Below are 23406 nucleotides of genomic sequence, written 5' to 3'. Positions count from 1 at the left end.
CTCGTTTTAAATAATAACGAGCTCTCCACGCAACGCGCCTGCTTGACGTAATGCTTCCAAAATTGCCATTAAATCGCCCGGCGCAGCGCCCACCTCATTTACCGCGCGCACAAGCTGGTCCAGAGTAACGCCTGGCTCAAACTTAAACATGCGGCTATCTGCCAAATCGACATCAACAATCGACTGAGTGGTAACAGCTGTCTGCCCTTCACCAAACGCGTTAGGTTGAGAAACTTGCTGATTTTCAGAGATGGTCACCGTTAGCCCGCCGTGAGTAATTGCTGCTGGTAACAAGCGAACGTCACTGCCGATAACAATGGTGCCTGTGCGGCTGTTTATAACCACACGCGCTGGCGCATCAGCTGGTGTAAATTCGAAGTTTTCTAAGGTTGCCAAAAAGCCCACGCGCTGACCGACATCTCGCGGGGCCGACACGCGAACAGACGCTGCATCAATGGGCTTAGCAATAACATAGCCATTTTCCGGCTGTGCACCTAAGCGCTCGTTGATCGTATCTGCAAGCGACTTGGCTGTTGAGAAATCTGGATAATGGAGGTTAAGCGTTAACGTGTCGCCATTGGCAAAGCCTGTTGGTACAGATTGCTCTACCATCGCACCGTTTGGAATTCTGCCTACCGTTGGCGTATTAACGACAATACGAGAGCCATCACCGCCTTGTGCGCCAAACCCGCTCACGACTAAGCTGCCTTGCGCTACAGCGTAGACTTTACCGTCAACACCGCGAAGAAACGTCTGGAGCAGTGTTCCGCCTTGAAGACTGGCCGCTTCGCCAACTGAAGAAACCGTAATATCAATGGTTTGTCCGGGTTTTGCAAAAGCAGGCAGGTCGGCGTGTACCGCCACTGCGGCCACGTTTCGTATTTTTGGCTTGGTGTTAGCGTCAAGACTGATACCAAAGTTGCGCAGCATGGTTCTGAAACTTTGTTCGGTAAACGGGCTTTGTTCACCCGTTCCAGGCAAACCTACAACAAGACCATATCCCACTAATTGGTTACTACGTACGCCTTGAATACTCGCTACATCTTTAATGCGCTGCGCACCTGCCTGTAAAGATAAAAGCGTTGTGAAAACGGCTAATACTACTGAAAACAAACGCATGTTCACTCTCCTATCCTAAAACCTAAAGAGGCCACCAAGCAGAATCAAAGAACTTGGTTAACCAACCCTTTTCTTGTGCTCGCGCAAAACTTCCCGTACCCGAATATTGGATACGCGCATTTGCAACCTTAGTGGACACGATTTCATTCTCGGGACTAATGTCTGCCGGACGAATGATGCCGGTAAGACGAATATATTCATCGCCCTGATTCAGGGTTAGCCACTTTTCGCCACGAATAACAAGGTTGCTGTTAGGAAGTACGTCGACCACAGTAACTGAGATAGCGCCGTTTAAGCTGTTGCTTTGGTTAGCAGTGGCATCACCGGAGAAATCTCGAGATGAACTTATTCCTAATTGTACGGACTCTCCGCCAATGTTTATCGCTTGCCCAGCAAGCCCGGTAATAGGGTTAAGATTGACGTTTGAATCTTTCGCTGTGCTAGTGTCGGCTGATTTGCTCGCTTGGGTATTCTCGCTTAACGTTACAGTGATGATGTCACCGACTCTTCTTGCGGTAACGTCAGAATATAAGTTGTTAGCAAGCTGCGAACGAAAAAGCGAGCCGTCCTCTACTACCGTTTCACGCGGGTAATCTGGCACTACCGGTGCAAACGACGGGTCGTTTGCCTGAACGGGAGGCTCGTTTGTACTTGCGCAACCGCTAAGTATCAGAAGTGCAGCAGATAAACCTAAAATACGCATGATGCTACCTACTAAAGTTGCTGAATAACCTGACCAAGCATTTGGTCGACCGATGAGATAACCTTTGAGTTCATCTCATACAAGCGCTGGCTTTCGATAAGGTTTACTAACTCTTCGGTCACGTTTACGTTAGAGGTTTCCAACGTGCCTTGTGAGATATAACCCAATCCTTGCAGACCAGGGATCCCCTGAATAGGCGCACCGCTTGACGCTGTCTCTACATAAAGGTTTTGTCCGGTTGGTTGTAATCCGGTTGGGTTAACAAAGTCAGAAATATTAAGCTGACCGAGTACCTGCGGTTCAGCTTGGCCCCGTATGCTCACGCTAATTTCACCATCTTGAGAAATTGTGATTTGTTGCGCATCTTCGGGAATAGCCACTTCAGGCTGAAGCAAAAAGCCCGCGCCAGATGTAACAATTTGGCCTTGGTCGTTCAGTGAAAACTGACCATTTCTCGAATATGCAATGGTGCCGTCTGGCTGCAATATTTCAAAGTAACCACGGCCTTGAATTGACATATCAAGCGCGTTTTCAGTGGTTAACAGGTTACCTTGCGTATGTGCTTTTTGAGTAGCAACGACCTTCGAGCCTGAACCAAGCATAAGCCCAGAAGGAAGCTCTGTGTCAGCAGATGAACGACCGCCTGGCTGATTGATATTCTGATAAAGCAAATCTTCAAACACCGCGCGGTCTTTTTTAAAGCCCACTGTTGACGCATTGGCTAGGTTGTTAGATACCACTGCCACATCAGTCTGTGCGGCGTCTAGTCCGGTTTTACTTATCCATAGTGCTGGATGCATGTTAACCTCCGACGTTGCTCATGGGGCAACGATGATAAAAATTCGTTTACAGAATGCGTAATAACGCATTGCCACTTTGATCTAGTTTCTCTGCTTGCTTCATCATTTTGACTTGAAGCTCGTAGTGACGCTGCAGACTTATCATGTCTACCATTTCGTCAACCGCATTGACGTTGGAACCTTCAAGCATGCCCGACATTACTTTCACGTTGGCATTGGCTGGCGCTATTGAGCCATCTTCCATTCTAAATAAGCCGTCGTTCCCACGTTCCATGTCTGCATAGTTTGGGCTAACTAATTTAAGTCGCCCCACTTCTTCAATAACATTGGCAGGGGCACCTAACTGTCTCATTGACAACGTGCCATCGGCCGCAATATTGAGATTATCTAAAGGAACAGGAAGGAATATTGGCCCATTGTCACCAAGCACGACGCGATCGTGGATATCTGTCAAAATTCCGTCATCGCCCAACTTGAAATTTCCATCACGCGAGTAAGCTTCTTGACCATTTTGATCTTGTACAGCGAACCAACCATCACCTTGAATGGCTACGTCTAAATCGCGGTCTGTTTTAATCATCGGGCCCGACTCGTAATTATTCGACGGGCTTTCTGTCATGGAAAACACGCGAGTCGGCAAACCTTCGCCGTAGGCCGGCATTGACCTTGCCTGCTCTAACTGCGCTCTGAATCCCGTTGTCTGTGCATTAGCCAAGTTATTAGCCCTAATCCCTGTTCCTAGTAGGTCTTGGGAGGCGCCACTTGCTGAAATATAGAGAAGTTTGTCCATGACTGACTTTTGACTCTGATTAAACCTTAAACAAGATTTTGCAAAGGCAGTGCCAATCTGTGGATATTTAGTGCAATTGAAAAATAAGGGCGGTATTGAATTGATATATATAGAAAAATAAAAAGGTCGCATTGTTGCGACCTTTCTAAATCGGGTCAAATAGGTACGGTTTTCCGCGCCTAAAATTTGCCGCTTAGCAATCTGCTAATGTAGCTTACTGCAAACTATCGAATGTTAAGGATAGTCTGGTTTAGCGAGTTGTTCACTTCAAGCGCACGCGAGTTTGCCTGGAAGTTACGCTGAGCGATAATCATATCGATGAGCTCAGTGGTAAGGTTAACGTTAGCTTGTTCTAGCGCCGAAGAGTTAATTTCGCCGAAAGTACCAGTTGTTGCTTCACCCGCTAGTGCCTCACCAGAAAGAATACTTTCCTTCCACTGAGTACTGCTCTCTTGAGTTAGGCCTTGTTCATTAGAAAAGCGAACCAAAGCGACACGAACAATAGGTTCAGACGTACCATTAGAGAACGTTGCACGAACCAGGCCGTCAGGACCGATATCGATACCCGTCAATCGACCTACAGGCAAACCATCCTGTTCTAATGATGTAACCTCGAACGCAGAGGCGAACTGAGTCGGCTCATTAGGCGTAGCGCTATTAACATCGAGGTTGAAATCTATACTTATTTGCTGCGTAGGATCTGAGCCATTAGCAAGAATACCTGCGCCTAGCGCTTCTGTTTCCATTTTGAAATCAAGTGTAGGTAGGCCATCAGGCGTTTCCATACCAGCGAAATCACCGCCTTGAGAGAAGATGAGTTTAGATGCTGTTACGGCGTTACCAGTGTTACCACCGACACTATTTACTGCTGTTGCTGGGTCTGTGTTATTACCCGCTGAATCTGTCATATCAACTAGCGTGTCATCGATTGCAGTAGCAACATACCACTCATTATCAACACCCGGTGTCGCATCCTTTATGAAGTAATAGGTCATTACGTGACTATCACCTAACGAATCGTAAACGGTTACCGATGTTGCTGCGTTGTAGGTAAGCGGATCTTCAGGGTCAAAATCTTGTGGATCTAGGGCTGCATCACCAGCAGGCAAGTTCATTCGAATGTCAACTTCTGTGGTTTGTGCGGGAGAACCCGAAGAATCTGGGATACGTACTGGCTCTGTAGTACTAAGTGCTACCGAGGCACTTGTACCATCAGAGTTAACGGGGAAACCCAATAAGTTATCGCCGTTACTGTTAACCACGAAATTGTCGCTATCTAACTTGAACTGACCCGCACGTGTGAACGAGAAGTCGCGAGACGTAATTTCAGGTACTGTCGCAAAGAAACCATTACCTGTGATCGCCAAATCAAGCGAGGTATTGGTAAACTGAAGGCTACCTTGAGAAAATTGCTGAGCAACTTCTTGAGTGAGTACACCGTCACCTACTTTAGTTTTGCCACCTGAAAGCAGTGATGCCGCATAAACATCGCCAAATTCAGCGCGAGATTCTTTAAAGCCAACTGTATTTACGTTTGCGATGTTGTTGGCGGTTACATCCAAATCTTTTTGTGCGGCTGATACGCCACTCAGTGCAATATTAAAAGACATTATTGATTCTCCTACTAACTGCCGATTTGAATGACGTCATCAAGATTGATACTGACATCACCATCCAAATTCAAAATTACGCCTTGACCACTACCAGCCAAGCTTACACTTCCAACATGGCGATTAACGGCGGTATTCAGCTGAACACCTTCTCCATTCAACTCGCCAGTGGCACTGATAACATATTCACCCGGTGCCATCTGGTTGCCATGCTTATCTTTGCCATCCCATTCAAACTCAATGTTGCCAGCGCTTTGTGTGCCTGCATCAATGGTTTTTATGACTTCACCAAACTGGTTCTCAATAGTGATCGTCATATTCTGAACTGTTTTTTCATTCACGATGACACCCGAAATGCCATCGCCTTCATTGGCCATATAACCCACGTTACCTTGAACCAGCACGTTTTGCCCGATAAGACTAGAAGCTTGTAACGCTTGATTCGATGTCATTGAAGCTGCAAACGACTCAAACTTTTCGTTAAGCTGGGAAATACCGTCGGCCATCGTAAATGATGTCATCTGCGCTACCATTTGATCGTTATCAACGGGTGCAGTGGGATCCTGATTGGCTAACTGCTCAGTTAACATTGAGAAGAAATCTTCCTGGGTTAACTGCTGCTCGGTGCCGTCAGCTATTTTGACGGTTTCCTCTTGCCAATACAGATCAGTATTTAAGCCAGTATTGTTTATGGTATTCACTGAGTAATCCTCACATTATTCAAGCGGCAAGTTACTGCCCTTGACCTAGCTGCAGTACGCGACGGAAAATACGCTTTGTGGTGTCCGCAACCTGCACGTTAGTTTCATACGCTTTGGACGCTGACATCATATTCGCCATCTCTTCCACAATGTTCACGTTGGGTTTATAGATGTAGCCATTTTCATCTGCCATCGGGTTGTTAGGTGAATACTCCACTTGCAAAGGAGCATCACTTTCTACAATACCCTTTACTTGAACACCTGCACCTTTCGACTGGTCGCGCATTGCATCTTGCAACGCCGTAGCGAAAACTGGATGGCGAGCTCGGTATGTTTCGTCATAGCTGCTGCTAACCGAGTTAGCGTTGGCAATATTACTTGCCGTAGTATTAAGACGTACATTCTCCGCCTCCATACCCGTACTCGAAATTTGCATTACATTAAATAAACTCATGACTACTGACCTCCTGAGCTAAGCGCTTTTTTCATGCCTTTAATTTTTCCGTTCAAAAATTCTAGGCTGGCTTGGTAGCGCAATCCATTGTCTAAAAACCGATTTCTTTCCGCTTGAACTTCAACCGTGTTACCGTCGCCAGTGTCTGGTTGTGTTGGGATGCGGTATTGCATGTCAAAGTTTGCCGCTACTGACGTAGAATTGCCGCTTAAGTGGCGATCATTTGTCCGCACCATTCCTGAAGAAGCGTGATTGGCTGTACCACCAGATGCTTCTCGCATAGCCGACTGCATTGCTTTATTAAAATCAATGTCCCGCGCTTTATAACCAGGCGTGTTTGCGTTCGCTAGATTTCCAGAAATCACTTCCATACGCTCTGTGCGTATAGTGAGTGCTGACTCATGAAAGCCAACCAGCTTATCTAGGTTAATAGCCATAACATGACCTCTGACATACTAAAAACTTGTTCGTGGTGACAATGTAAGCGGACAATTAAATATCGAATCTTGCCGTTTTACTGTCGTTTGTAGAAATAGTTAGCAAGGCAAATGCCATAATGAGATTTTGACGGAGGGTGTAAGTCAAAAGTGTCGACCTGATCGTAAAAAAAGTATTATTTATCAGGCCGATAAGTTAGATCATTTTTTTTGATAGTAAAGGCCAGGGTGGCACTTAACCATACTGTAGGTATCACTTGCAGCGCTGATTGATTCTGAGGCGCCAAGGAAAAGCACACCCTGAGGCTGCAGCTGTCCGGCAATTTGTTGCAGGATGCGTTGTTTTACTTCGGCCGAGAAATAAATCAAAACATTACGGCAAAAAACGATATCAAAGCGGCCAAGTGCTGCATAGCTCGAAAGTAAATTTAGACTTCTAAAGCTTACCATCCGACGAACGTCGGGTTTTACCTGCATTAGCCCGCTATCATTTTGCTGGAAAAAGGCCTGTCTCCTTTGCGGGGACAATCCCCTTGCAAGGGACAGTTCGTCATAAATACCTAACTCACACTTTTGCAGCATTTCTGACGATAAATCTGTAGCAACAATTTCAACACCCGCTCTTAATGCACCTGGCCTTTGGCGCTGATATTCAAGTACAGACATCGCAATAGAATAAGGCTCTTGTCCAGACGAACAAGCGGCACTCCATATGCGAAGCTTCTGATTTTTTGCCGATAGTGTTGGTAGTAACTCTTTTACAAGTAAATCGAAGGGATAGTTGTCTCGAAACCACAACGTTTCGTTTGTGGTCATTGCGTCAATAACGTTCTGTAGTAAAGTTCTGTCGAACCCTTTCACAACCACGTCAATCAGTTCGTCAGCAGACTCATACTTATGCTTATAGAGTAATGAAGCTAAACGGCTGCGCACCAGGTATTGTTTATTATCACCTAATACTATGCCGCATTGCTTTTCCAAAAACTCTCTAAATTTGAGGTAACTTGCTGGCGAAACGTCTTTATTAGCCAATCCAATCTTGCTCCGTTATTCGCACTCAGTCATTAGCCACTTTTGTACCGCGGTAGCAAGTTCATCGGGGTGGAATTTCGCGATAAAGTCATCAGCCCCTACTTTCTGCACCATAGCTTGGTTGAAGACACCACTGAGCGACGTATGCAATACAACATGAAGCTTTTGAAGTTCAGGCGTATTCTTAATTTCGGCGGTTAGTGTATAGCCGTCCATTTCTGGCATCTCGATATCTGAGACCAGCACGCCTACACGGTTCGTTACATCGCCATACTCTTCCGCAATTTCTTTAAGCCTGTTTAATGCTTCAAGACCGTTTTTAGCTAGCTCAATTTCTAAGCCTAGTGAAGTTAGGGCCTTTTTAACTTGGTTTCTCGCTACCGCAGAGTCATCTGCAATAAAGATAATTTTGTTCTCTTGGCCTTCGGTTGTCAGACCTTCTGCCACCTCTGAACTTACTTCGGCATTCAACGGAGAAATTTCATTTAAAATTTTCTCAACGTCTAGAATTTCAATAAGTTCGTTTTCAACTTCAGTCACCGCCGTTAAATAGCTTGCTCTGCCGGTACCTTGAGGTGGCGGCATGATCGCATCCCAATTGGTGTTGATGATACGCTCTACGGCACCCACCAAAAAGCCCTGAACTGAACGGTTATATTCCGCAATGACAATAAAGGCATTAGAGAGGTCTTCAATTTTACGGCCGCGTGTTGCCATACTTAAATCAATGACCGATATGGTTTGACCACGGATGTGCGCCACACCACGAACCAACGGGTTTAATTTCGGCATTGCTGTTAGCGGAGGACACTGAAGCACTTCCCGCACTTTAAAAACGTTAATTCCAAAGCGTTGGCGGCCGTTCAGTCTAAACAGCAGCAACTCTAAGCGATTCTGCCCAACAAGCTGCGTGCGCTGGTTTACTGAATCTAAAATCCCCGACATAGGTCACCTCTAAGTAATACTGGGCATGATCATTGCCTCTTATGATAAAGATAGACAATATCACTAAATTTTTGCAGGTCAAACGACAGAAAAATGACACTAAATAGCATTTTTCAGTCTTTAGTAGGGTTTATACCTTAACTTAGTCAATGATCCTGCGTTGACGCTCGTGCTTGTAAACCTTATGGATTTACTTTGGCTGTTATTTATTTGCACTAAGCAAACCGGCCGTATTAAGCATAGTCAATAACTTGTAAACTGAACACGAAAAGTCATGATGAAAAATATGAACGCCAAAACGCGCCTTACATTCACACGATTACTGTCATTAACCGTTTTCAGTGTGCTTTCTATGAACTGCTTGGCGACACAAACCAATCACAAACAGGTTGAAGAAGGCGCAAAACAATACCTAATAACTCAACTTGCTGATAATACGCAGGATACTAGCATTGATGTGTCTATTGTGAAGATAGACGATAGGATAAATATTCCTGACTGCCCAACTGGGTTCGAATACAACGCGTCGCAAGAAGCGCTGAGCCAATCGTATATATCAGTTAGAGTGAGCTGTAGAAATAATGAATGGTACCTTTTTACCAGCGGGCAAGTAACGCGTACCAAAGAAATTGTTGTCACTCAAGGCGCAATAAGTCCAGGAACCGTACTAACATCATCGAATCTCTCTCTGGCAAAAGTTGATGTAAGACGATTGCGCCATACCGCATTTACTGAGCTAGAAGCACTTATTGGGGCTAGAATAAAACGCCGAGTGACTGACGGACAAGCTATACAGTCAAATATGCTATGCTTTGTGTGCAAAGGCGACAGAATTACCATAACTGCTGAGGTAGCAGGTATGGAAGTGAAAACAGCCGGAATCGCTCAGCAAGACGGTGTTGTTGGTGACAATATTAAGGTAATTAATGCCAGTAGCCAAAAGGCGGTGATAGCAAGAGTCGCAAGCCCTGAAGAAGTCGTGATACACTTATAAACGAGGCAGCGAATATCTACTTTTTTGTTCACAATTTAGCTAAAGAAATTAGCCGAAAGGCCGATACACTTTACAGAGGCGAAAAAGTAGTGAGGACTAATTATGGCAATTAACAATATAAACAATGGGTTACCGAAAACACCCGTTGATAATGGAAAGGTTGCGCAGCAAAACCAAACGCAGCAATCTCCACAGCAGGCATCAACACAGGCTGCGCAAACCGCATCAGTTCCGCGTCAGGATTCTGTATCGTTGACGCAATCTGCTCAGCAGCTCAACCAGGTTCAGAAGAAAGGTTCGGAAGCGCCTGTGAACCAAGATAAAGTCGATCGCCTTAAGCGAGCGATTCAAAGTGGCGAGTATAAAGTTAATCCTGAAGTGCTTGCCAACAAGATTGCAAAACTAGAAGGTGAGATTTTTGGCGCTAAATAGTGAGCGACAAAACTCGTAACTAACCAGAAGAGAGCTAACGTGACTGAACAAGAAAGCCAATTGACACAAGCACTAATAAAGCAAGTGGAGCAACTGTCTTCACTTGCCGTATTGCTTGAAAAAGAATTGCAACTTATCAGTTCGCGAGACGCAGAATCTTTAATGAACTTATTAGACGAAAAGACAGCACTGTTAACGTCTATTCAGGCTCTCGATGGAAGCATTGAGCGCACAATTAGCGATCAAGGCTCAATGTCAGAAGAAGATGAAGCATTAATGGCTAATGCAAAGAAACTTCTGGACGATTGCAAATACCGCACACAAGTCAATCAAAAAGCCGTAGAGCAAGGACAGCTACGCCTCACACACTTACGTAACTTGATGATGGAAGTTCGTGCCAAAGAATCGCTCACCTATGACAAAAAAGGAAAGCCGAAAGGCGGGACTTTAGGGTCGGGAGTGAGCGCCTAATTTTTTGCGATTTCAGTAAACCCCACTCAGCGAGCTTTAACCATTAAGCCTTAACCGGTAAAAGTAAATTATACCTCTGTGAATTTGCGCATGATTTAAGACTTCACGATACAGCCACTTGCGCAAACTCCCCTTTCGCTAATGTTTAATAATACTTAACATCCTTTACTCGGCGCGGTTTTGCGGTCGACAGATATATATCGTAAACCTGCTGCATATCTAAAGCGAGTTCGGTGACGTATGTATCTTCACCTACCGGATAGGCTTTTACGACTTCAGCGCCTCTAATGACCCCCTCTACAGATGCTCGCAATGTTTCGCTATCTATAACCAAGTGAGACAGAGACTGATTGCCTTCAATTTTTTGACCATAGACTTGTTCAGTGAGCTCTCGGTATGCATCTAATTTTGACGCTTTCATCGCCATTATAAGCTTCATGCTGTCGCTTTCGCCGTGCTGAGAAGAAATTGGCGCATAGCCTACCGCCTTGAGCACGGGATAGCTTTCTGGTTCTATTGTTTCCCACTCAACGTGTTTATCAATAATGCCGCATCCACCAGTGCTTATTGCTAAACCAAGAAAGCAAGACAGCAGCAGCGATTTTGATTTATGTATTTTTTTCAAGCACATAGTTTCATTTCCAAATTACATTATTAATAAAATCAAATGTGTAGTTACGCTGCTCTCGTCGGTGGCAGCCTTGTAACTACGAGATACTGCCATACTCGCGGTAGCAGATTTTGACATATCTAAACTGACGCGTTTTACAAACCTTTAGCAAGATACGCGTTGCAAGATATGTGCAAGATATGCGCCCGATTGATTTAATGGCGACAAACCACATCAACTGGCACTCTTTTCGCATACTTCGCTTCATAAACCGGGCGCTTTGCATAGCGCAGTTAGATAAAAACCTCCAGAGGTGTGCGGTGCGACATATTAGCAAAACAAAGCTGGTAACTATTTTAAATGCAGTCGTGGCGGTAATTTGCCTGTTTGCATTTTTGGTTGGGCAAGCAAATGCCGTGTGGTACGAGGCTACAGGACAGGCTGTGGTGCGAAATGGTGATAAGGAAACTGCCAGACATGCGGCTACCCAAGAGGCACTTAAGCAAGCCATGCTTTTTGCAGGCGCATCAGTTCATAGTGTCGCCAAGCTTACAAATGGTCTTCTTAAAAATGAAGAGATGACCATTCACTCTACCGGCGAAGTTGAACAACTGGAACTAGTTGATGAAGTTTATAGCGGCGATGTGATTACGGTAAGTATTCGCGCTGACATTTTTCCAAGAGGAAAAGTGTGTGCCGCACAAAATGACCAAAAACATTTCGCTACCACACATTTCAGGGTACGTAACAGAGCGCAATTAACACAGGGTAATATTCCCAATTTCGATGCTTCATTCACCCAGCAGTTAGCGCAGACCATGCGAAATAAAACTGAAAACCTAGATATTATCTATATCGCGCCACATACTGCAAAATTTGACAGTCGATATACTGACCAAAATGTACGCACGCTTTCAGCGCAAAGTAATACTCAATTTGTGCTGGTGGGCATGATAGATGATTTAAGCGTGACACGGGAAGAGGCTTCGGTTTTTACACCGTGGCGTGAGGGTACTTCTCGACGCTCCTTTGCTATGACCATTCAGGTCTATGACGGCATTAATGGAGGCCTGTTGTTGACTAAGTCTTATCAGAATCAAGGAGAATGGACATTCGACAGATTCGAAGATGTAGATGAATTTTCGACGAAGTTTTGGCAGTCGCTTTATGGGCAAACTGTCAACGCGACAATAGCAGAAGCGATTGAAGACATAAAAGAAGCCACTGCATGCCAGCCAATGACAGGTAGAGTGATTAATGTTGCCGGCGATAAAATTTCTGTATCTTTAGGCAGAGACAATGGCATTTCTGAAAAAGATGAACTATACCTTTATCAAGCTAAAGAGATTGTCGATAACCGTGGCCGTAAATACTTACAGTACTCACTATATCCTGGCAAATTTGTAGTGAGTAGTGCCTACGGTAATTCGTCTCTAGTAGTAAACGAAGGTGCAGGAATTATCGCAAACATTCAAGAACACGATTTTGTAGTAAAAAAATAGTCTTTCTCGATTTCCACTTTAGCATTCGAAATCATGGTTGGTTTATCAGCACAGCCATGTTATACCTATAACTACGTATAGCAAATTATACTTAAACTTTAGGTGAAGACGGTTACTCTCGCCTATACTTTAGTATAACTAAAATAATGAAGTTATGACCCTTTCTCTATTTGCGTCGCACTGCTTAGCATTAGTGGCCCTGCTACTGGCTGGACAGCAAATGAAGGATCAGTATGTAATCGAGTTTCCAAAGCTTGAACAGGAAGTAAAAAATAAATTTGGAGCTGATAAAGCATCACACGTTGCAGCGCTAGAAGCTGCCCTACACGCTCTTGAAAGTAAGGGTGTCAAAGATCAATTGCTTGGTGTAAACGCTTTCTTTGATGAGCATATTCAGTATGCTACTGACGATATTGTGTTTAAAGAAAAAGACTACTGGGCAACCCCTTCTGAACTTTTTGGCCATTCTCGCGGAGATTGTGAGGATTATGCCATTGCAAAATACGTAGCTCTGCTACACTTAGGTATCGATAGTTCTAAACTTCGCCTAATTTATGTAAAAGCGAAGATTGGTAGAAGTCGAGTAACACAAGCACACATGGTTTTAGGATACTATGATACCCCTTCATCGGATCCCCTTGTGCTAGACAGCTTAGTGTCTAATGTATTACCCGGCTCACAGCGCACAGACTTGATACCTGTTTTTAGTTTTAACGACTCAGGTATTTGGCAACCAGGCAAAACGGCACAGGTTTCTTCGTCTACCAGTAGACTATCTAGGTGGCGTGACGTTATTGAGCGCATGAAGCAAGAGGGGATTAGCAGAAGGTCCTAGGAGTTTATGTCAATAACAAGAGAATTATGGCTAGCCATTGTAGTCGTTGTCCTTGTTGCAATTGCAGGTAGCGTGACAATTCATGGAATTACTACGAAGCAATACGTAGAAGAACAGCTTTATTCAAAAAACTTAGATAACGCCAGTATGATGGCGTTAACGCTAAGTGGATTAGAAAAAGACCCCGTATCTTTAGACCTTTTCATCATGTCCCAATTCGATATAGGACACTACGCAACAATTGTACTTCAAAAAGCGGACGGCGAAATTGTGTCTGCCCACACCCACGAAGTGCAATTAGATGAAGACACGCCCAAATGGTTTGCAGACAATTTCTCACCGAATGTCAATCCAGGTATTGCTCAGGTTAGCGAGGGGTGGGGTCAGTACGGTACGATATATGTTGAAACCGACACCAGCTTCGCCGTCGCATCTATGTGGCGCGCTACTCAACGGCTCATTTTTGGCTTGTCCCTTGTAGGTATCTTCTCAGGAATAATAGGCGCGTGGGCACTTCGTTTTATTATTCGACCTCTGGATGGCGTTGTTAGTCAAGCCGAGTCTTTTGGTGAAATGAAATTTGTTCAACTGCCCGAACCTCGCACGCTAGAACTCAAACGTGTGGTTCGCGCGATGAACTTCTTAGCGAGAACGTCCAAGAAGATTATGGAGGAGGAAAATTCCCGCCTTGATCTCATGCGCTATAAAACCCAATTCGACGACGAATCTGGTGTCGCCAACAGAGACTATTTTATATCGATTTTAAAAGGCCAACTTGCCTTTCGCGATACAGAAGGCGTCAACTGCGTCTTTTTTGTGAGATTTACTGAGGGCGAAGGTTTCTTGCGCTCCCCGGCCAATATACGTAAAAATCGTATTCGCGACTTCGTTGAAGAAATTAATGATTGCCTTTCTATGCATCACCACCTTTTCACCGACAGTCGTATTGCTAGAATGCAAAAAAATGAATTTGTTATTCTCCTCACCGAAACCCACGATGCCGTTACTATATCTGAAGCATTACACGGTGCGTGTTTGAGTGCATTTAGCCGCGATGGCGACCCTCAAGTCTTTCAGTCGGTTGTGAAATTACGACCGGATGACAGCTTTTCAAACGCACTTATGCGCGCTGATGCAATGATAGATGAAGCCGAAGCGGATGAAATGGACGAACCGTTTGTCGAGGCCCCGCTAAGAGAATTCATTTCACTTGTGGAAGAGAAGCGATGGGAGCAAGAGCTCAAACGTGCTATCGATGAGCGCGATGTAGAAACATTTAATTTCCCAGTGCTCGATATAGACAGAAATTTGGTTCATTACCAAAGCTGGGCTGGGGTGAACATAGACGGCGAGCTTAGAAAGAGCGGCTTCTATACCCACTGGGCACGTTACTTAGGTTTGTTGCCACAGTTAGAACTGACAACCATTATTCACCTTATTGATTACATTAACCGTTCTGGCACAGAATCAAAGTTTGCTTTTCTTTGCTCTGAACAGTTCATGCTAGACCCTGAAACCCTTGCACAGCTTTATTATCAAATAGGTATCAACTCAAAAGCAGCTAAACAGCTGTGCTTCGAAGTAAGAGAATCTACAGCAACACGTTTCCCTGACGAATTTAGCGACTTTTGCACTACACTTAAAGCTAAAGAATGCGAAATAGGCCTTAAACGTGTAGGCGAATCGTTCTCTCAACTGTTAGATGTGCAAGAGATGGGGCTAGACTATGTGAAAATTGATTCCGCATTTATGGCCGACATAGATTTCAACCCAGCTAATCACGCTTTCCTTCGAGGCTTCTGCTCACTGGCGCATACTTTCGGTATTAAAGTATACGCCGACGGCGTTAAACGCTCTGATCATCAAGCGCTCTTTATAGAACTTGGTATTGACGGCGTTGTATCACATATGGAAGTTATAGAGCATCTTTTAGATGACTAAATTCACCAAGTCGAAGTAATAGACTGATTCGGTCCTTTGCCTCAAATTTGTGTAAGAGCGTACCCACATATTCTTTAACGGTACGCTCGGTAATACCGTGCTCTCTTGCAATTTCTTTATTGCTTAACCCATCTAAAATGCCGCTCAATACGTCCTTTTCGCGGTTCGTTAAGCCACTTAAAGCAGGTAGCACTCGTTTAGACTGCAGATTGACCGCCACATTAGATGTTGTCACTAAAAGCAACTCATTAGGTAACCACATGCCTCCGGCTTCTATCACCCTCGCTACCGAAGATAAAAGAGACTGGGTTCCTAATGCGTGACAATACGCCCTAGCGCCTAGCATCAGCGCTGTTTGCATCTCTAAACGGTCATATTTGTAGGTCAGTAATACCACTTGCGTTACTTTTTGCTTGGCTTCAATTAGCTGTTGCCGCCAGTTCTCATCACTTGCCAATATCCATATACAATCAGTTTGATCACATGTTAGTTGATCAACCCGACTATAGCTGGTCCACGAATACTGGGTTAGCGCCCCTTGCAAATCTTTCTCGGCAATGAAATGTCTCATTTAACGCTCCCGCAGCGCAGAGGCTGTAACATTGAACAGAGGGGATAAGATATAGTTAAGGACAGTTTTCTTTCCCGTCAATATGTCTACCTGTACGATCATTCCAGGTAAAATATCTAACGCTTCATCAGCAATGCTTTTCTTCGTTTCAAGCCTGACTAAATAGTAGGTTTCATCTTTCTCGTTGGTAATGGCGTCAGCACTGATATGTTGGACTTCAGCAGACATACCGCCATAAATAGTAAAGTCGTAAGCACTGAACTTTAATATGGCCTGCTGCCCTTCTCGAATAAACGCAATATCTTTAGGCGAGACCTTTGCCTCAACAATAAGTTGATCATCTTGAGGAACGAGTTCCACTACCGCGCTGCCTGGTGTAATGACCCCACCAATGGTATTAATGAGCAAGCGCTGCACCGTACCATTAATTGGCGATCTCAGCGCTGCTTGTGACACCACATCTTCTAAACTGGTTTGAGACTGCTGCAATGTCGCCATTTCGGCGGTGGCTTCGGTCAATTCTTGGTTCCATCGATTAACCAGTTTAAGACGCGCTTCTTCCTTCTTTATGATTTCTTCTTCGATGGCGTTTAAGCCACGCTCAATCGCTACCTTGGACTTGGTGATGTTTCCTTCTAGCTCTACTATCTGACGTTCCAATCGAAGGATTTCAATCTCCGACACAGCACCTGATGCAAGTAATGGCTTGGTCACAGAGAGCTCTTTCTTTGAGAGGGACAAAACGTTTTGATACTGGGAAAGATTCGCTCGCTCTTCTTCCACGTCTTGACGGCGTTGCATAATACGAGAATCCGATCCTGCTGCGACTTCATCAAGCTCAGCCAAATTGGAATTGTAAAGCTTGCGTTCGTTATCAACGATCGTTGGTGCCTGTTCGCGAAGCTCTCGATTAAACCGCAATACGTCACCTTGGGTAAGCGCAGATAAGCGCTGCACTTTCGCCGCCAGCGCCGCAAACTGGGTTGTGTTTTCTTCAAGGCTTGACAAAAATCGGGTAGGATCAACCTTTAATAACACTTGCCCAGCTTTAACCGTTTGCCCTTCTCGTACTAATATATCCTGTACAATTCCTCCGTCGTAGGATTGGAGAACCTGTAGTTGCTGTGACGGTATGACTTTCCCATCGCCTTTGGCAACTTCATCAATCTCTGCAAAATACGACCACACCACCAAAAGAAATAAAACTAGTGATACCAAATACAAAAGCCCACGGGCTTTTACCGGCGTTTGCATTATACGTGACCACTCGGCTTCCAATACCCAGTCCTGACCTGGAGGTGGCGCTAGCCAACCTCGCATTAATCGCTGCAACCAGTCTTTTTTCTCACCACCACTGTTTGAAATCATGGCGCCCTCTTAAGTATTTGACTTGGCTGTTTAAACTGAACAAGTACATCTTCCTTCTTACCGTCAGCAATAACTTTTCCGTTCTCGACAACAATCACGCGCTCAACAAGGTCAAGCAGCGTAGTACGATGAGTATTGATGATGAGTGTTTTGCCGGATGTCGCTGCTTTTATAGTTTCCTTCATCTGCGCTTCGTTCGTTGAGTCCATGGCTGAGGTAGGCTCATCCATGATATATATCGCAGGGTTTCGCACTATCGCTCTAGCCATCGCTACTGCTTGTCGCTGACCACCAGAAAGTAAGCTACCTCGCTCACCTACATTTTGTTCTACCCCGTTGGCATTTCCATTAACAAGTTTCGCCAAACCACACTGAGTCAGTACCTCCCAAAAGTCACTTTCATCGATATGTAAATCTTCAGACATAATATTGTCTTTCAATGAACCGTAGAAAAGGCTGACGTCTTGTGGCACGTAACCTATCTGTTTGCGAAGTAGTGTCGGGTCGTATTGCTGAAGGTCAATGCCATCCACGAGTAACTGCCCAGACTCAGGGCGGTAAAAGGCCATAAGCAGTTTGTTCAAGGTAGATTTTCCGCATCCGTTTTTGCCCAAAATCGCTACGTGCTCACCTTGTTTAATTGAGAAGTTTATGTCTTTGAGTGCAAGTACGGTTTCATCCGGATATTTAAAGCAAAGCTGGCTTGCATCAATATTCCCCTTAAGCACAATATTACTTTTTATCTGCTTATTACTGCCTGACTCACTCGGTAAAGACATAATATCGTCAAGGGCATTCTTCGCCGTCTCAGCGTGATGGTATTGCGCCAATAAAGCCGCAGCCTGGGAGACCGGCCCCATAGCTCGGCTAGACAATAGGTAGGCAGCAATCAATCCACCTTGGGTGATTACACCTTCAATGATCAGATATACACCAGTTAAAATGATTACAACGCCGACTGACTGCTGAACCCAAAGTGCAGCATTATTTACCGACATCGAAACCAAACGCAGCTTGGCGTTGACTTTGGCTAGAAATATCGTCTGTTTTTCCCACGCACTTTGGTTTCGGCTCTGGTAACCAAAAGCCTTAATGTCCTCTAAAGAAGTCACGCTTTCGGTAACGAGGGAGCTTTTTCGAGAACTAATCTCCATCGACTCTTCTGAAAGAGAACGCATTACGCGCTGCGCTTTCATGGCGTATAGGAAAAGCGCAGTTGCGCCAATAAGAATAGGAATGATCAAATAAAAATCGATCATGGCTATGATAACGACAAACAGGAGCCCGAATGGCAAATCAACCAATGCCACCAGCGTTACAGAACCAAAAAACTGCCGAATACTCTCAAAAGATTGCAAGCTGTTTATAAAGGAACCGCTTTTTGCTGGTCTACTGGCCAAATTTATAGACAGTACTTTTTCCATAATTTTTGCAGAAAGCGTGACATCTAGCCGACTTGCCGCCAGCTCTACAAAATACTGACGAAGCATGCGTAACAGGAAATCTGCCGCGAGAACTAAAAGCACGCCGATCGCCAGCGCCCACAAGGTTTCCAGTGCCGCATTTGGCACCACCCTGTCGTATACATTCATTACAAAAAGAGGCAGGGCAATGGAAAGCAGACTAATAAAAACAGAGGCTATTAGTACATCCCTATACAGCCCTTTTGCAGATTTGATAGATGACCACAACCAGTGCCCTACCGAGGACTTGTCAATTTGCGCATTAGTTTCTTGCGCATGCATCTCTGGACGAGCAAATATGATGTACCCAGTATAACGGGCAGCAAGTTCATCTCTGGGAACTTCAACCACGGCGTCATCTAGTTCTGGATACGAAACTCTTGCATGGGTAGGCTCTAAGCCATGTAGTACACAGGCTTGCTTTTCATTTAAGACTAATACAGCGGGCAAAAGCGCAGTATTAATGTGGTCTAAATCGCGCTTAACCGTTCTGCTGGCGAGTCCCGCCCGTTTAGCTGCACGCTCAAATCCTGTGGGCGATAATTCGCCGCTATCTAAGGGAAGCCCACTGAGCAGGCTGACTCGAGATACATCCAGATGGTGCGCATGACAGATCGTAATCAAACAATCCATCATTACGCCTCCTTGCTGTTCCAAATAGGATATGTCGTCTACGACCTTCTTTTCCTTCATATAGGCCTACACATTGCTATTCGTTAGAAGGAAGCTGGATAATAGCCGCTTCAATTCTGCGATTACGGGCGTTCGCCGCGTCTGATTCTTCATCAACCAGCGGACGACTCTCTCCGTAACCAACCGCAGTAATTCTTCTAGCTTCTATGTTCGCTTTATTCATAAGCAGCGACGCAACCGCCTTAGCTCTGCGTTCAGACAACCGCTGGTTGTAGGCTGCATCCCCATCTAAAGAGGCGTGACCGTGAATAATCACCCCTGAATTTGGGTCATTGTTTAAGGCTTCAATGACATCCTGAAGCGAGTTCTCATATTCAGGCAAAACCTCGGTAGAATTAGACGCAAATTCGATATTGACGTTGAATGAATTGATTATCTTCGCATTATCTAACGTAAAATCTGCAGCACTTGGTTCTGGCGCCATATCAGGCTCTTTGGCTTCACAACCAAAGTCATCGACCATAGCCCCAGGCGTAGAATCGACGCAGTCGTCCCACAAATCAACAATGCCGTCGCCATCTGTGTCGCGCTTAAGAATATTAAGTTCATCTTCAAAGTTTGTACGAACGGCCGGACAAACGTAGTTAGGGTCGTAGCTTATTCTCTCTTCAGCTTTGTTCAGTACATCTGGCACGCCATCTTTTGTAATTCCTAACGTTTGTGCCAAGCTACCCGAAGCCGCAAGCAGTCTTACGCGCGCCTTTTCTAAGGTGTATTGTGCTTCTAAATATGCGCGACTAGATTCGTAGTACTCGTTTTCGGAATCGAGCAAATCCAATAGAGAACGTTCGCCAATGGTAAACTGATCCATGTATGCAGACTTTACTCTGTCTGAAGACAGGCGGTGGGCATTCAGTGAGGGTAGCTGCTCAGTAATATTGATAATGTCGTTATAAGCTATCTGTACCGTTTGTCTCATATCGATACAGGCTTTATCCCGCAAGTCTTTTGCTAAATCTACCTGCGATAAAGCTTGTCGAATCGCTGCGCGGTCCGAACCACCATTATATAAGTTGTAAGAAAAGTTGACGCCAACACTGGCTTCAGTAATGGTGTTATTCAGCGCAGCTTGGTCTCGCGTTTGTGCGCCGTAACTTGCGGTTAAATTAACTTGTGGATGATAAAGACTTTTTGCACTGTCCACGGCGTAACGCTGGGCATCAATGTTGTAAATAGCAGCATTGAATTGGGGGTTGGTGCCGTAGGCGCTAGTGAGTAAGGTTTGAATATCAGTAACACTAGCATCAACATAGGCAGAGTTTAACGTTACCGGCTGCAAGTTATTCGCGGGCTTCTCGCCCACCAACCGTAAAAACCGCGCGGTAACATCGTGCAAATTAGACAGCTCGGTAAGCACATTAGACTCAGCCAGAGACAAACGGCCGCTAATTTGTTCCAAATCGGCACGACGACCTACACCAGCTTCTACACTCTCCTCAATTTGTTTAAACACGTCCACATGAGTAATTAAGTTTTCTTCAGCGAGTTTTAAGAGCTCGCGAAACATCTTCACATCCATGTAGGCGAGCGCTGTATCCAGAGATTTTTGCTCTACTTCACCCATTAGTTCGAAAAAGCGAACCACTTGCGCTTGTTTAAAACGTTTAACTTCACTGCTTGTTAAGAAACCGTCGTATAGCATCTGGGTTAAGGCGATTTGCGCGGTATGTCCCATGTATTCCCGATCTAGCCCGTAATTTCTATCGGTATAAGCACTTGATGCCAACACATCGACCTGAGGGCGAAAGCCGCCACGAGCAATATCAACGTCTGACATAGCCACTTGAAGTTGACGCCAGCTGGCTTGCACTTCTGGGTTTTCGTTTACTACCTTGCGAACATAGTCTTCCAAACTGACTGGTGAGTTACCAACACCATTGCTTTGAGCAATGGCAGCATGAGCCAGCACAGCGCCAGTTGCTCCAATAACAACCTTGGAAAGCACTGAATTTATCAACTTCATATATGCATCTCACTATATAAATACTAAGCGACATTTGTGTCGTTTCTTACTTTTAAAAAGTAGACGCTAATAAATTTTCTGCAAACTGCTGCACCATTTTTTGACCTAAAAATGAATTAATTAGGGGGAATTCCCTACAACTTATACCAAAGGATATGTGTCCCCCGTACCACGGTCCGGTAACGAGATAAAAAAGCCCTGCTACGCTTTTTGTATAGCGTGCAAATTTATCGATTGAGAGGGAATTATGGCTGAAGTAATCATTGCAGAAGTAAACGGCGAGGCTTCTTTAGTACGTGGTGAAACAGGTGAACAGGTCAATGTTACTGTCGGTATGACGGTGGCGGAAGGCGACGTATTAAGCATATCACCTGATGGATTTGTTACCGTAAGTGTAGATGGAGAACTTCGCACACTTCCAGCCGGACAAAGTGTTACTTTCCCGCTGCAATTAGATTTCACCGAAAACAATTCTGACGATGAATTTGCTGTTTTTGATGAAAGTGTCGATGAGCTAACAGCATTACTTGACGGTGTTGACGGCGTTGATGATAACAACCAAGAAGGTGACGCTGACTTTCTTGATGTACTTGCTGGTGATGGAGACATTTTAGAATCGTTAGAAGCAACCGCGGCGGGTCTAGATGGCGGCGCTGGTACTGACGGCGGTAGTAATTTTGTGCGCGTTGATCGCATAAATGAAGAAGTCGATCCAGTGGGTTTCCAGTTCGATCAAAGTGCAAATGGCAACGACGATGTTACGCCAGTTGAGTTTTCTGGAACAGGCGAGCAAGCACAAGACATTTCACTTACCCTAGATGCGATTGGCTTAACAAGCGACACCACGCCAACACTATCAGGCATTACTTCAGCAATTCCAGGCAGTACAGTTACACTAACCGTTACCGATAGTGAGGGAAACACTCAGGTTGTTACCGCCATAGTACAAGACGACGGTACGTTCAGTGTAGACGTACCAAACGCACTGGCTGATGGTGAGTTCACGGTAGATGCTACCGTATTAGAACCTACAGGTAATACTGCAGATAGTTCTACCACTGGTGAAATTGACGCTACCGCTCCAACTATTACTATTAATGCGCCGGGTTCTGATAACGACACCACGCCTACCCTTTCAGGTACAACCGATGCCACTCCTGGCAGCACAGTTACGCTAACCATTACCGACAGTGCAGGCAATACTCAAACCGTGACTGCCATTGTGCAGGCAGACGGCACCTACAGCGTTGATGTACCCACTGAATTAGCTGAAGGCGAATTTACCGTTAACGCCAGTGTTACTGATGAGGCAGGCAATACAGCAACTGCTGATACCACAGGGGAAATTGATACCACCGCCCCAACCATTACCATCAATGCGCCAGGTTCTGATAACGACACCACACCTACCCTTTCAGGTACTACTGATGCCACTCCTGGCAGCACAGTTACGCTAACCATTACCGACAGTGCAGGCAATACGCAAACCGTGACCGCCATTGTGCAGGCTGACGGCACGTACAGCGTTGATGTACCCGCTGAATTAGCGGAAGGTGAATTTACCGTTAACGCCAGCGTGACCGATGAAGCAGGCAATACAGCAACTGCTGATACTACAGGGGTAATTGATACCACCGCCCCAACCATTACAATTAATGCGCCGGGTTCTGATAACGACACCACGCCTACCCTGTCAGGTACCACTGATGCCACACCGGGTAGCACAGTTACGCTAACCATTACTGATAGTGCGGGCAATACGCAAACCGTGACTACCATTGTGCAAGCAGACGGCACGTATAGCGTTGATGTGCCGGCTGAATTGGCCGAAGGTGAATTTACCGTTAACGCCAGCGTGACGGATGAGGCTGGCAATACAGCAACCACAGACACCACGGGCGTAATTGATACCACTGCACCATCGATCACTATCGACACCATAGCGACAGGTAACGACACTACGCCAACCTTG

At 45.2% G+C, this 23406-nt stretch carries 22 protein-coding genes; 7 read left to right on the top strand and 15 right to left on the bottom strand.

Annotated elements, in window-relative coordinates:
• Positions 1 to 6: 6 nt before the first annotated feature.
• The 10 genes from ACFI6L_RS03035 to ACFI6L_RS02990 all read right to left on the bottom strand — a co-directional run bounded on the left by ACFI6L_RS03035 (position 7) and on the right by ACFI6L_RS02990 (position 8591).
• A complete protein-coding gene (locus tag ACFI6L_RS03035; protein ID WP_462573400.1) occupies positions 7 to 1119 on the bottom strand; it encodes a flagellar basal body P-ring protein FlgI in 1113 nt (370 codons plus the stop codon).
• Positions 1120 to 1141: 22 nt separating this feature from the next.
• Positions 1142 to 1822 (bottom strand): flagellar basal body L-ring protein FlgH, encoded by a 681-nt coding sequence (gene flgH, locus ACFI6L_RS03030; protein ID WP_131137252.1) that lies wholly within the window; start codon positions 1820 to 1822, stop codon positions 1142 to 1144.
• An 11-nt stretch (positions 1823 to 1833) separates the two neighbouring features.
• Positions 1834 to 2622, bottom strand: a complete 789-nt coding sequence (gene flgG, locus ACFI6L_RS03025; RefSeq protein ID WP_014948598.1) for a flagellar basal-body rod protein FlgG — start codon at positions 2620 to 2622, stop codon at positions 1834 to 1836.
• A gap of 46 nt (positions 2623 to 2668) precedes the next feature.
• The gene (locus ACFI6L_RS03020; RefSeq protein ID WP_012517630.1) at positions 2669 to 3412 is read right to left on the bottom strand and encodes a flagellar basal body rod protein FlgF; all 744 of its coding nucleotides are present in this window, start codon (positions 3410 to 3412) and stop codon (positions 2669 to 2671) included.
• Positions 3413 to 3636: 224 nt separating this feature from the next.
• On the bottom strand, positions 3637 to 5022 hold the full coding sequence (gene flgE, locus ACFI6L_RS03015) for a flagellar hook protein FlgE (protein ID WP_462555939.1): 1386 nt from the start codon (positions 5020 to 5022) through the stop codon (positions 3637 to 3639).
• A gap of 14 nt (positions 5023 to 5036) precedes the next feature.
• Entirely contained in the window at positions 5037 to 5723 is a 687-nt protein-coding gene (gene flgD / locus ACFI6L_RS03010; protein WP_012517628.1) for a flagellar hook assembly protein FlgD, read from the bottom strand.
• A gap of 31 nt (positions 5724 to 5754) precedes the next feature.
• On the bottom strand, positions 5755 to 6177 hold the full coding sequence (flgC, locus tag ACFI6L_RS03005; RefSeq protein ID WP_012517627.1) for a flagellar basal body rod protein FlgC: 423 nt from the start codon (positions 6175 to 6177) through the stop codon (positions 5755 to 5757).
• Positions 6178 to 6179: 2 nt separating this feature from the next.
• Positions 6180 to 6614: a flagellar basal body rod protein FlgB gene (flgB, locus tag ACFI6L_RS03000; protein ID WP_014948594.1), complete on the bottom strand. Its 435-nt coding sequence runs from the start codon at positions 6612 to 6614 to the stop codon at positions 6180 to 6182.
• Positions 6615 to 6815: 201 nt separating this feature from the next.
• The gene (locus ACFI6L_RS02995) at positions 6816 to 7646 is read right to left on the bottom strand and encodes a CheR family methyltransferase (protein WP_014975874.1); all 831 of its coding nucleotides are present in this window, start codon (positions 7644 to 7646) and stop codon (positions 6816 to 6818) included.
• Between the two features lie 15 nt (positions 7647 to 7661).
• A complete protein-coding gene (locus tag ACFI6L_RS02990) occupies positions 7662 to 8591 on the bottom strand; it encodes a chemotaxis protein CheV (RefSeq protein ID WP_014948591.1) in 930 nt (309 codons plus the stop codon).
• A gap of 277 nt (positions 8592 to 8868) precedes the next feature.
• Between ACFI6L_RS02990 and flgA the strand changes: the two genes are divergently transcribed.
• From flgA to flgN, 3 genes are all read left to right on the top strand, one after another.
• Positions 8869 to 9585 carry a flagellar basal body P-ring formation chaperone FlgA gene (gene flgA, locus ACFI6L_RS02985; protein WP_014948590.1) on the top strand — a complete coding sequence of 239 codons (717 nt, stop codon included), beginning with the start codon at positions 8869 to 8871 and terminating at the stop codon, positions 9583 to 9585.
• A 102-nt stretch (positions 9586 to 9687) separates the two neighbouring features.
• On the top strand, positions 9688 to 10017 hold the full coding sequence (gene flgM / locus ACFI6L_RS02980) for a flagellar biosynthesis anti-sigma factor FlgM (RefSeq protein WP_014948589.1): 330 nt from the start codon (positions 9688 to 9690) through the stop codon (positions 10015 to 10017).
• 39 nt (positions 10018 to 10056) lie between these two features.
• The gene (flgN, locus tag ACFI6L_RS02975; RefSeq protein ID WP_014975873.1) at positions 10057 to 10488 is read left to right on the top strand and encodes a flagellar export chaperone FlgN; all 432 of its coding nucleotides are present in this window, start codon (positions 10057 to 10059) and stop codon (positions 10486 to 10488) included.
• A 145-nt stretch (positions 10489 to 10633) separates the two neighbouring features.
• Here flgN and ACFI6L_RS02970 read toward each other — a convergent pair whose 3' ends face one another.
• Positions 10634 to 11119 (bottom strand): LPP20 family lipoprotein, encoded by a 486-nt coding sequence (locus ACFI6L_RS02970; protein WP_014948587.1) that lies wholly within the window; start codon positions 11117 to 11119, stop codon positions 10634 to 10636.
• 299 nt (positions 11120 to 11418) lie between these two features.
• On the opposite strand from ACFI6L_RS02970, the gene ACFI6L_RS02965 reads away from it, so the two are divergent.
• The 3 genes from ACFI6L_RS02965 to ACFI6L_RS02955 all read left to right on the top strand — a co-directional run bounded on the left by ACFI6L_RS02965 (position 11419) and on the right by ACFI6L_RS02955 (position 15376).
• Positions 11419 to 12600 (top strand): flagellar assembly protein T N-terminal domain-containing protein, encoded by a 1182-nt coding sequence (locus ACFI6L_RS02965; protein WP_462573399.1) that lies wholly within the window; start codon positions 11419 to 11421, stop codon positions 12598 to 12600.
• Positions 12601 to 12754: 154 nt separating this feature from the next.
• Entirely contained in the window at positions 12755 to 13435 is a 681-nt protein-coding gene (locus tag ACFI6L_RS02960; RefSeq protein ID WP_462573398.1) for a transglutaminase-like cysteine peptidase, read from the top strand.
• Positions 13436 to 13441: 6 nt separating this feature from the next.
• The gene (locus ACFI6L_RS02955) at positions 13442 to 15376 is read left to right on the top strand and encodes a bifunctional diguanylate cyclase/phosphodiesterase (RefSeq protein ID WP_462573397.1); all 1935 of its coding nucleotides are present in this window, start codon (positions 13442 to 13444) and stop codon (positions 15374 to 15376) included.
• Here ACFI6L_RS02955 and ACFI6L_RS02950 read toward each other — a convergent pair.
• From ACFI6L_RS02950 to ACFI6L_RS02935, 4 genes are all read right to left on the bottom strand, one after another.
• On the bottom strand, positions 15351 to 15947 hold the full coding sequence (locus ACFI6L_RS02950) for a helix-turn-helix transcriptional regulator (protein ID WP_014948583.1): 597 nt from the start codon (positions 15945 to 15947) through the stop codon (positions 15351 to 15353). The two genes, ACFI6L_RS02955 and ACFI6L_RS02950, sit on opposite strands and share 26 nt — an antisense overlap.
• The gene (locus ACFI6L_RS02945) at positions 15948 to 17315 is read right to left on the bottom strand and encodes an HlyD family type I secretion periplasmic adaptor subunit (protein ID WP_462573396.1); all 1368 of its coding nucleotides are present in this window, start codon (positions 17313 to 17315) and stop codon (positions 15948 to 15950) included.
• Positions 17312 to 19411: a type I secretion system permease/ATPase gene (locus tag ACFI6L_RS02940; RefSeq protein ID WP_069943877.1), complete on the bottom strand. Its 2100-nt coding sequence runs from the start codon at positions 19409 to 19411 to the stop codon at positions 17312 to 17314. Before ACFI6L_RS02940 ends, ACFI6L_RS02945 begins: the two co-directional genes overlap by 4 nt.
• Before the next feature lie 76 nt (positions 19412 to 19487).
• Entirely contained in the window at positions 19488 to 21434 is a 1947-nt protein-coding gene (locus tag ACFI6L_RS02935) for a TolC family outer membrane protein (protein WP_462573395.1), read from the bottom strand.
• Positions 21435 to 21681: 247 nt separating this feature from the next.
• On the opposite strand from ACFI6L_RS02935, the gene ACFI6L_RS02930 reads away from it, so the two are divergent.
• On the top strand, positions 21682 to 23406 hold a 1725-nt coding region (locus ACFI6L_RS02930; RefSeq protein WP_462573394.1), incomplete at its 3' end, for a retention module-containing protein.

The organism is Alteromonas sp. G4i35 (assembly GCF_054960375.1).
The sequence above is the reverse complement of the archived record's forward strand: the minus strand, read 5'-3'. Positions and strand labels throughout refer to the sequence as shown.

What these genes read in the sequence shown, in the direction of transcription:
- ACFI6L_RS02970 (WP_014948587.1), bottom strand. Translation starts at nt 11,119, where the DNA reads ATGTGCTTGAAAAAAATACATAAATCAAAATCGCTGCTGCTGTCTTGC.
- ACFI6L_RS02935 (WP_462573395.1), bottom strand. Translation starts at nt 21,434, where the DNA reads ATGAAGTTGATAAATTCAGTGCTTTCCAAGGTTGTTATTGGAGCAACT.
- flgH (WP_131137252.1), bottom strand. Translation starts at nt 1,822, where the DNA reads ATGCGTATTTTAGGTTTATCTGCTGCACTTCTGATACTTAGCGGTTGC.
- flgE (WP_462555939.1), bottom strand. Translation starts at nt 5,022, where the DNA reads ATGTCTTTTAATATTGCACTGAGTGGCGTATCAGCCGCACAAAAAGAT.
- ACFI6L_RS02940 (WP_069943877.1), bottom strand. Translation starts at nt 19,411, where the DNA reads ATGGATTGTTTGATTACGATCTGTCATGCGCACCATCTGGATGTATCT.
- flgG (WP_014948598.1), bottom strand. Translation starts at nt 2,622, where the DNA reads ATGCATCCAGCACTATGGATAAGTAAAACCGGACTAGACGCCGCACAG.
- flgA (WP_014948590.1), top strand. Translation starts at nt 8,869, where the DNA reads ATGAAAAATATGAACGCCAAAACGCGCCTTACATTCACACGATTACTG.
- ACFI6L_RS02955 (WP_462573397.1), top strand. Translation starts at nt 13,442, where the DNA reads ATGTCAATAACAAGAGAATTATGGCTAGCCATTGTAGTCGTTGTCCTT.
- ACFI6L_RS02960 (WP_462573398.1), top strand. Translation starts at nt 12,755, where the DNA reads ATGACCCTTTCTCTATTTGCGTCGCACTGCTTAGCATTAGTGGCCCTG.
- ACFI6L_RS02990 (WP_014948591.1), bottom strand. Translation starts at nt 8,591, where the DNA reads ATGTCGGGGATTTTAGATTCAGTAAACCAGCGCACGCAGCTTGTTGGG.
- flgC (WP_012517627.1), bottom strand. Translation starts at nt 6,177, where the DNA reads ATGAGTTTATTTAATGTAATGCAAATTTCGAGTACGGGTATGGAGGCG.
- flgM (WP_014948589.1), top strand. Translation starts at nt 9,688, where the DNA reads ATGGCAATTAACAATATAAACAATGGGTTACCGAAAACACCCGTTGAT.
- ACFI6L_RS02945 (WP_462573396.1), bottom strand. Translation starts at nt 17,315, where the DNA reads ATGATTTCAAACAGTGGTGGTGAGAAAAAAGACTGGTTGCAGCGATTA.
- flgB (WP_014948594.1), bottom strand. Translation starts at nt 6,614, where the DNA reads ATGGCTATTAACCTAGATAAGCTGGTTGGCTTTCATGAGTCAGCACTC.
- ACFI6L_RS02950 (WP_014948583.1), bottom strand. Translation starts at nt 15,947, where the DNA reads ATGAGACATTTCATTGCCGAGAAAGATTTGCAAGGGGCGCTAACCCAG.
- ACFI6L_RS03020 (WP_012517630.1), bottom strand. Translation starts at nt 3,412, where the DNA reads ATGGACAAACTTCTCTATATTTCAGCAAGTGGCGCCTCCCAAGACCTA.
- ACFI6L_RS03035 (WP_462573400.1), bottom strand. Translation starts at nt 1,119, where the DNA reads ATGCGTTTGTTTTCAGTAGTATTAGCCGTTTTCACAACGCTTTTATCT.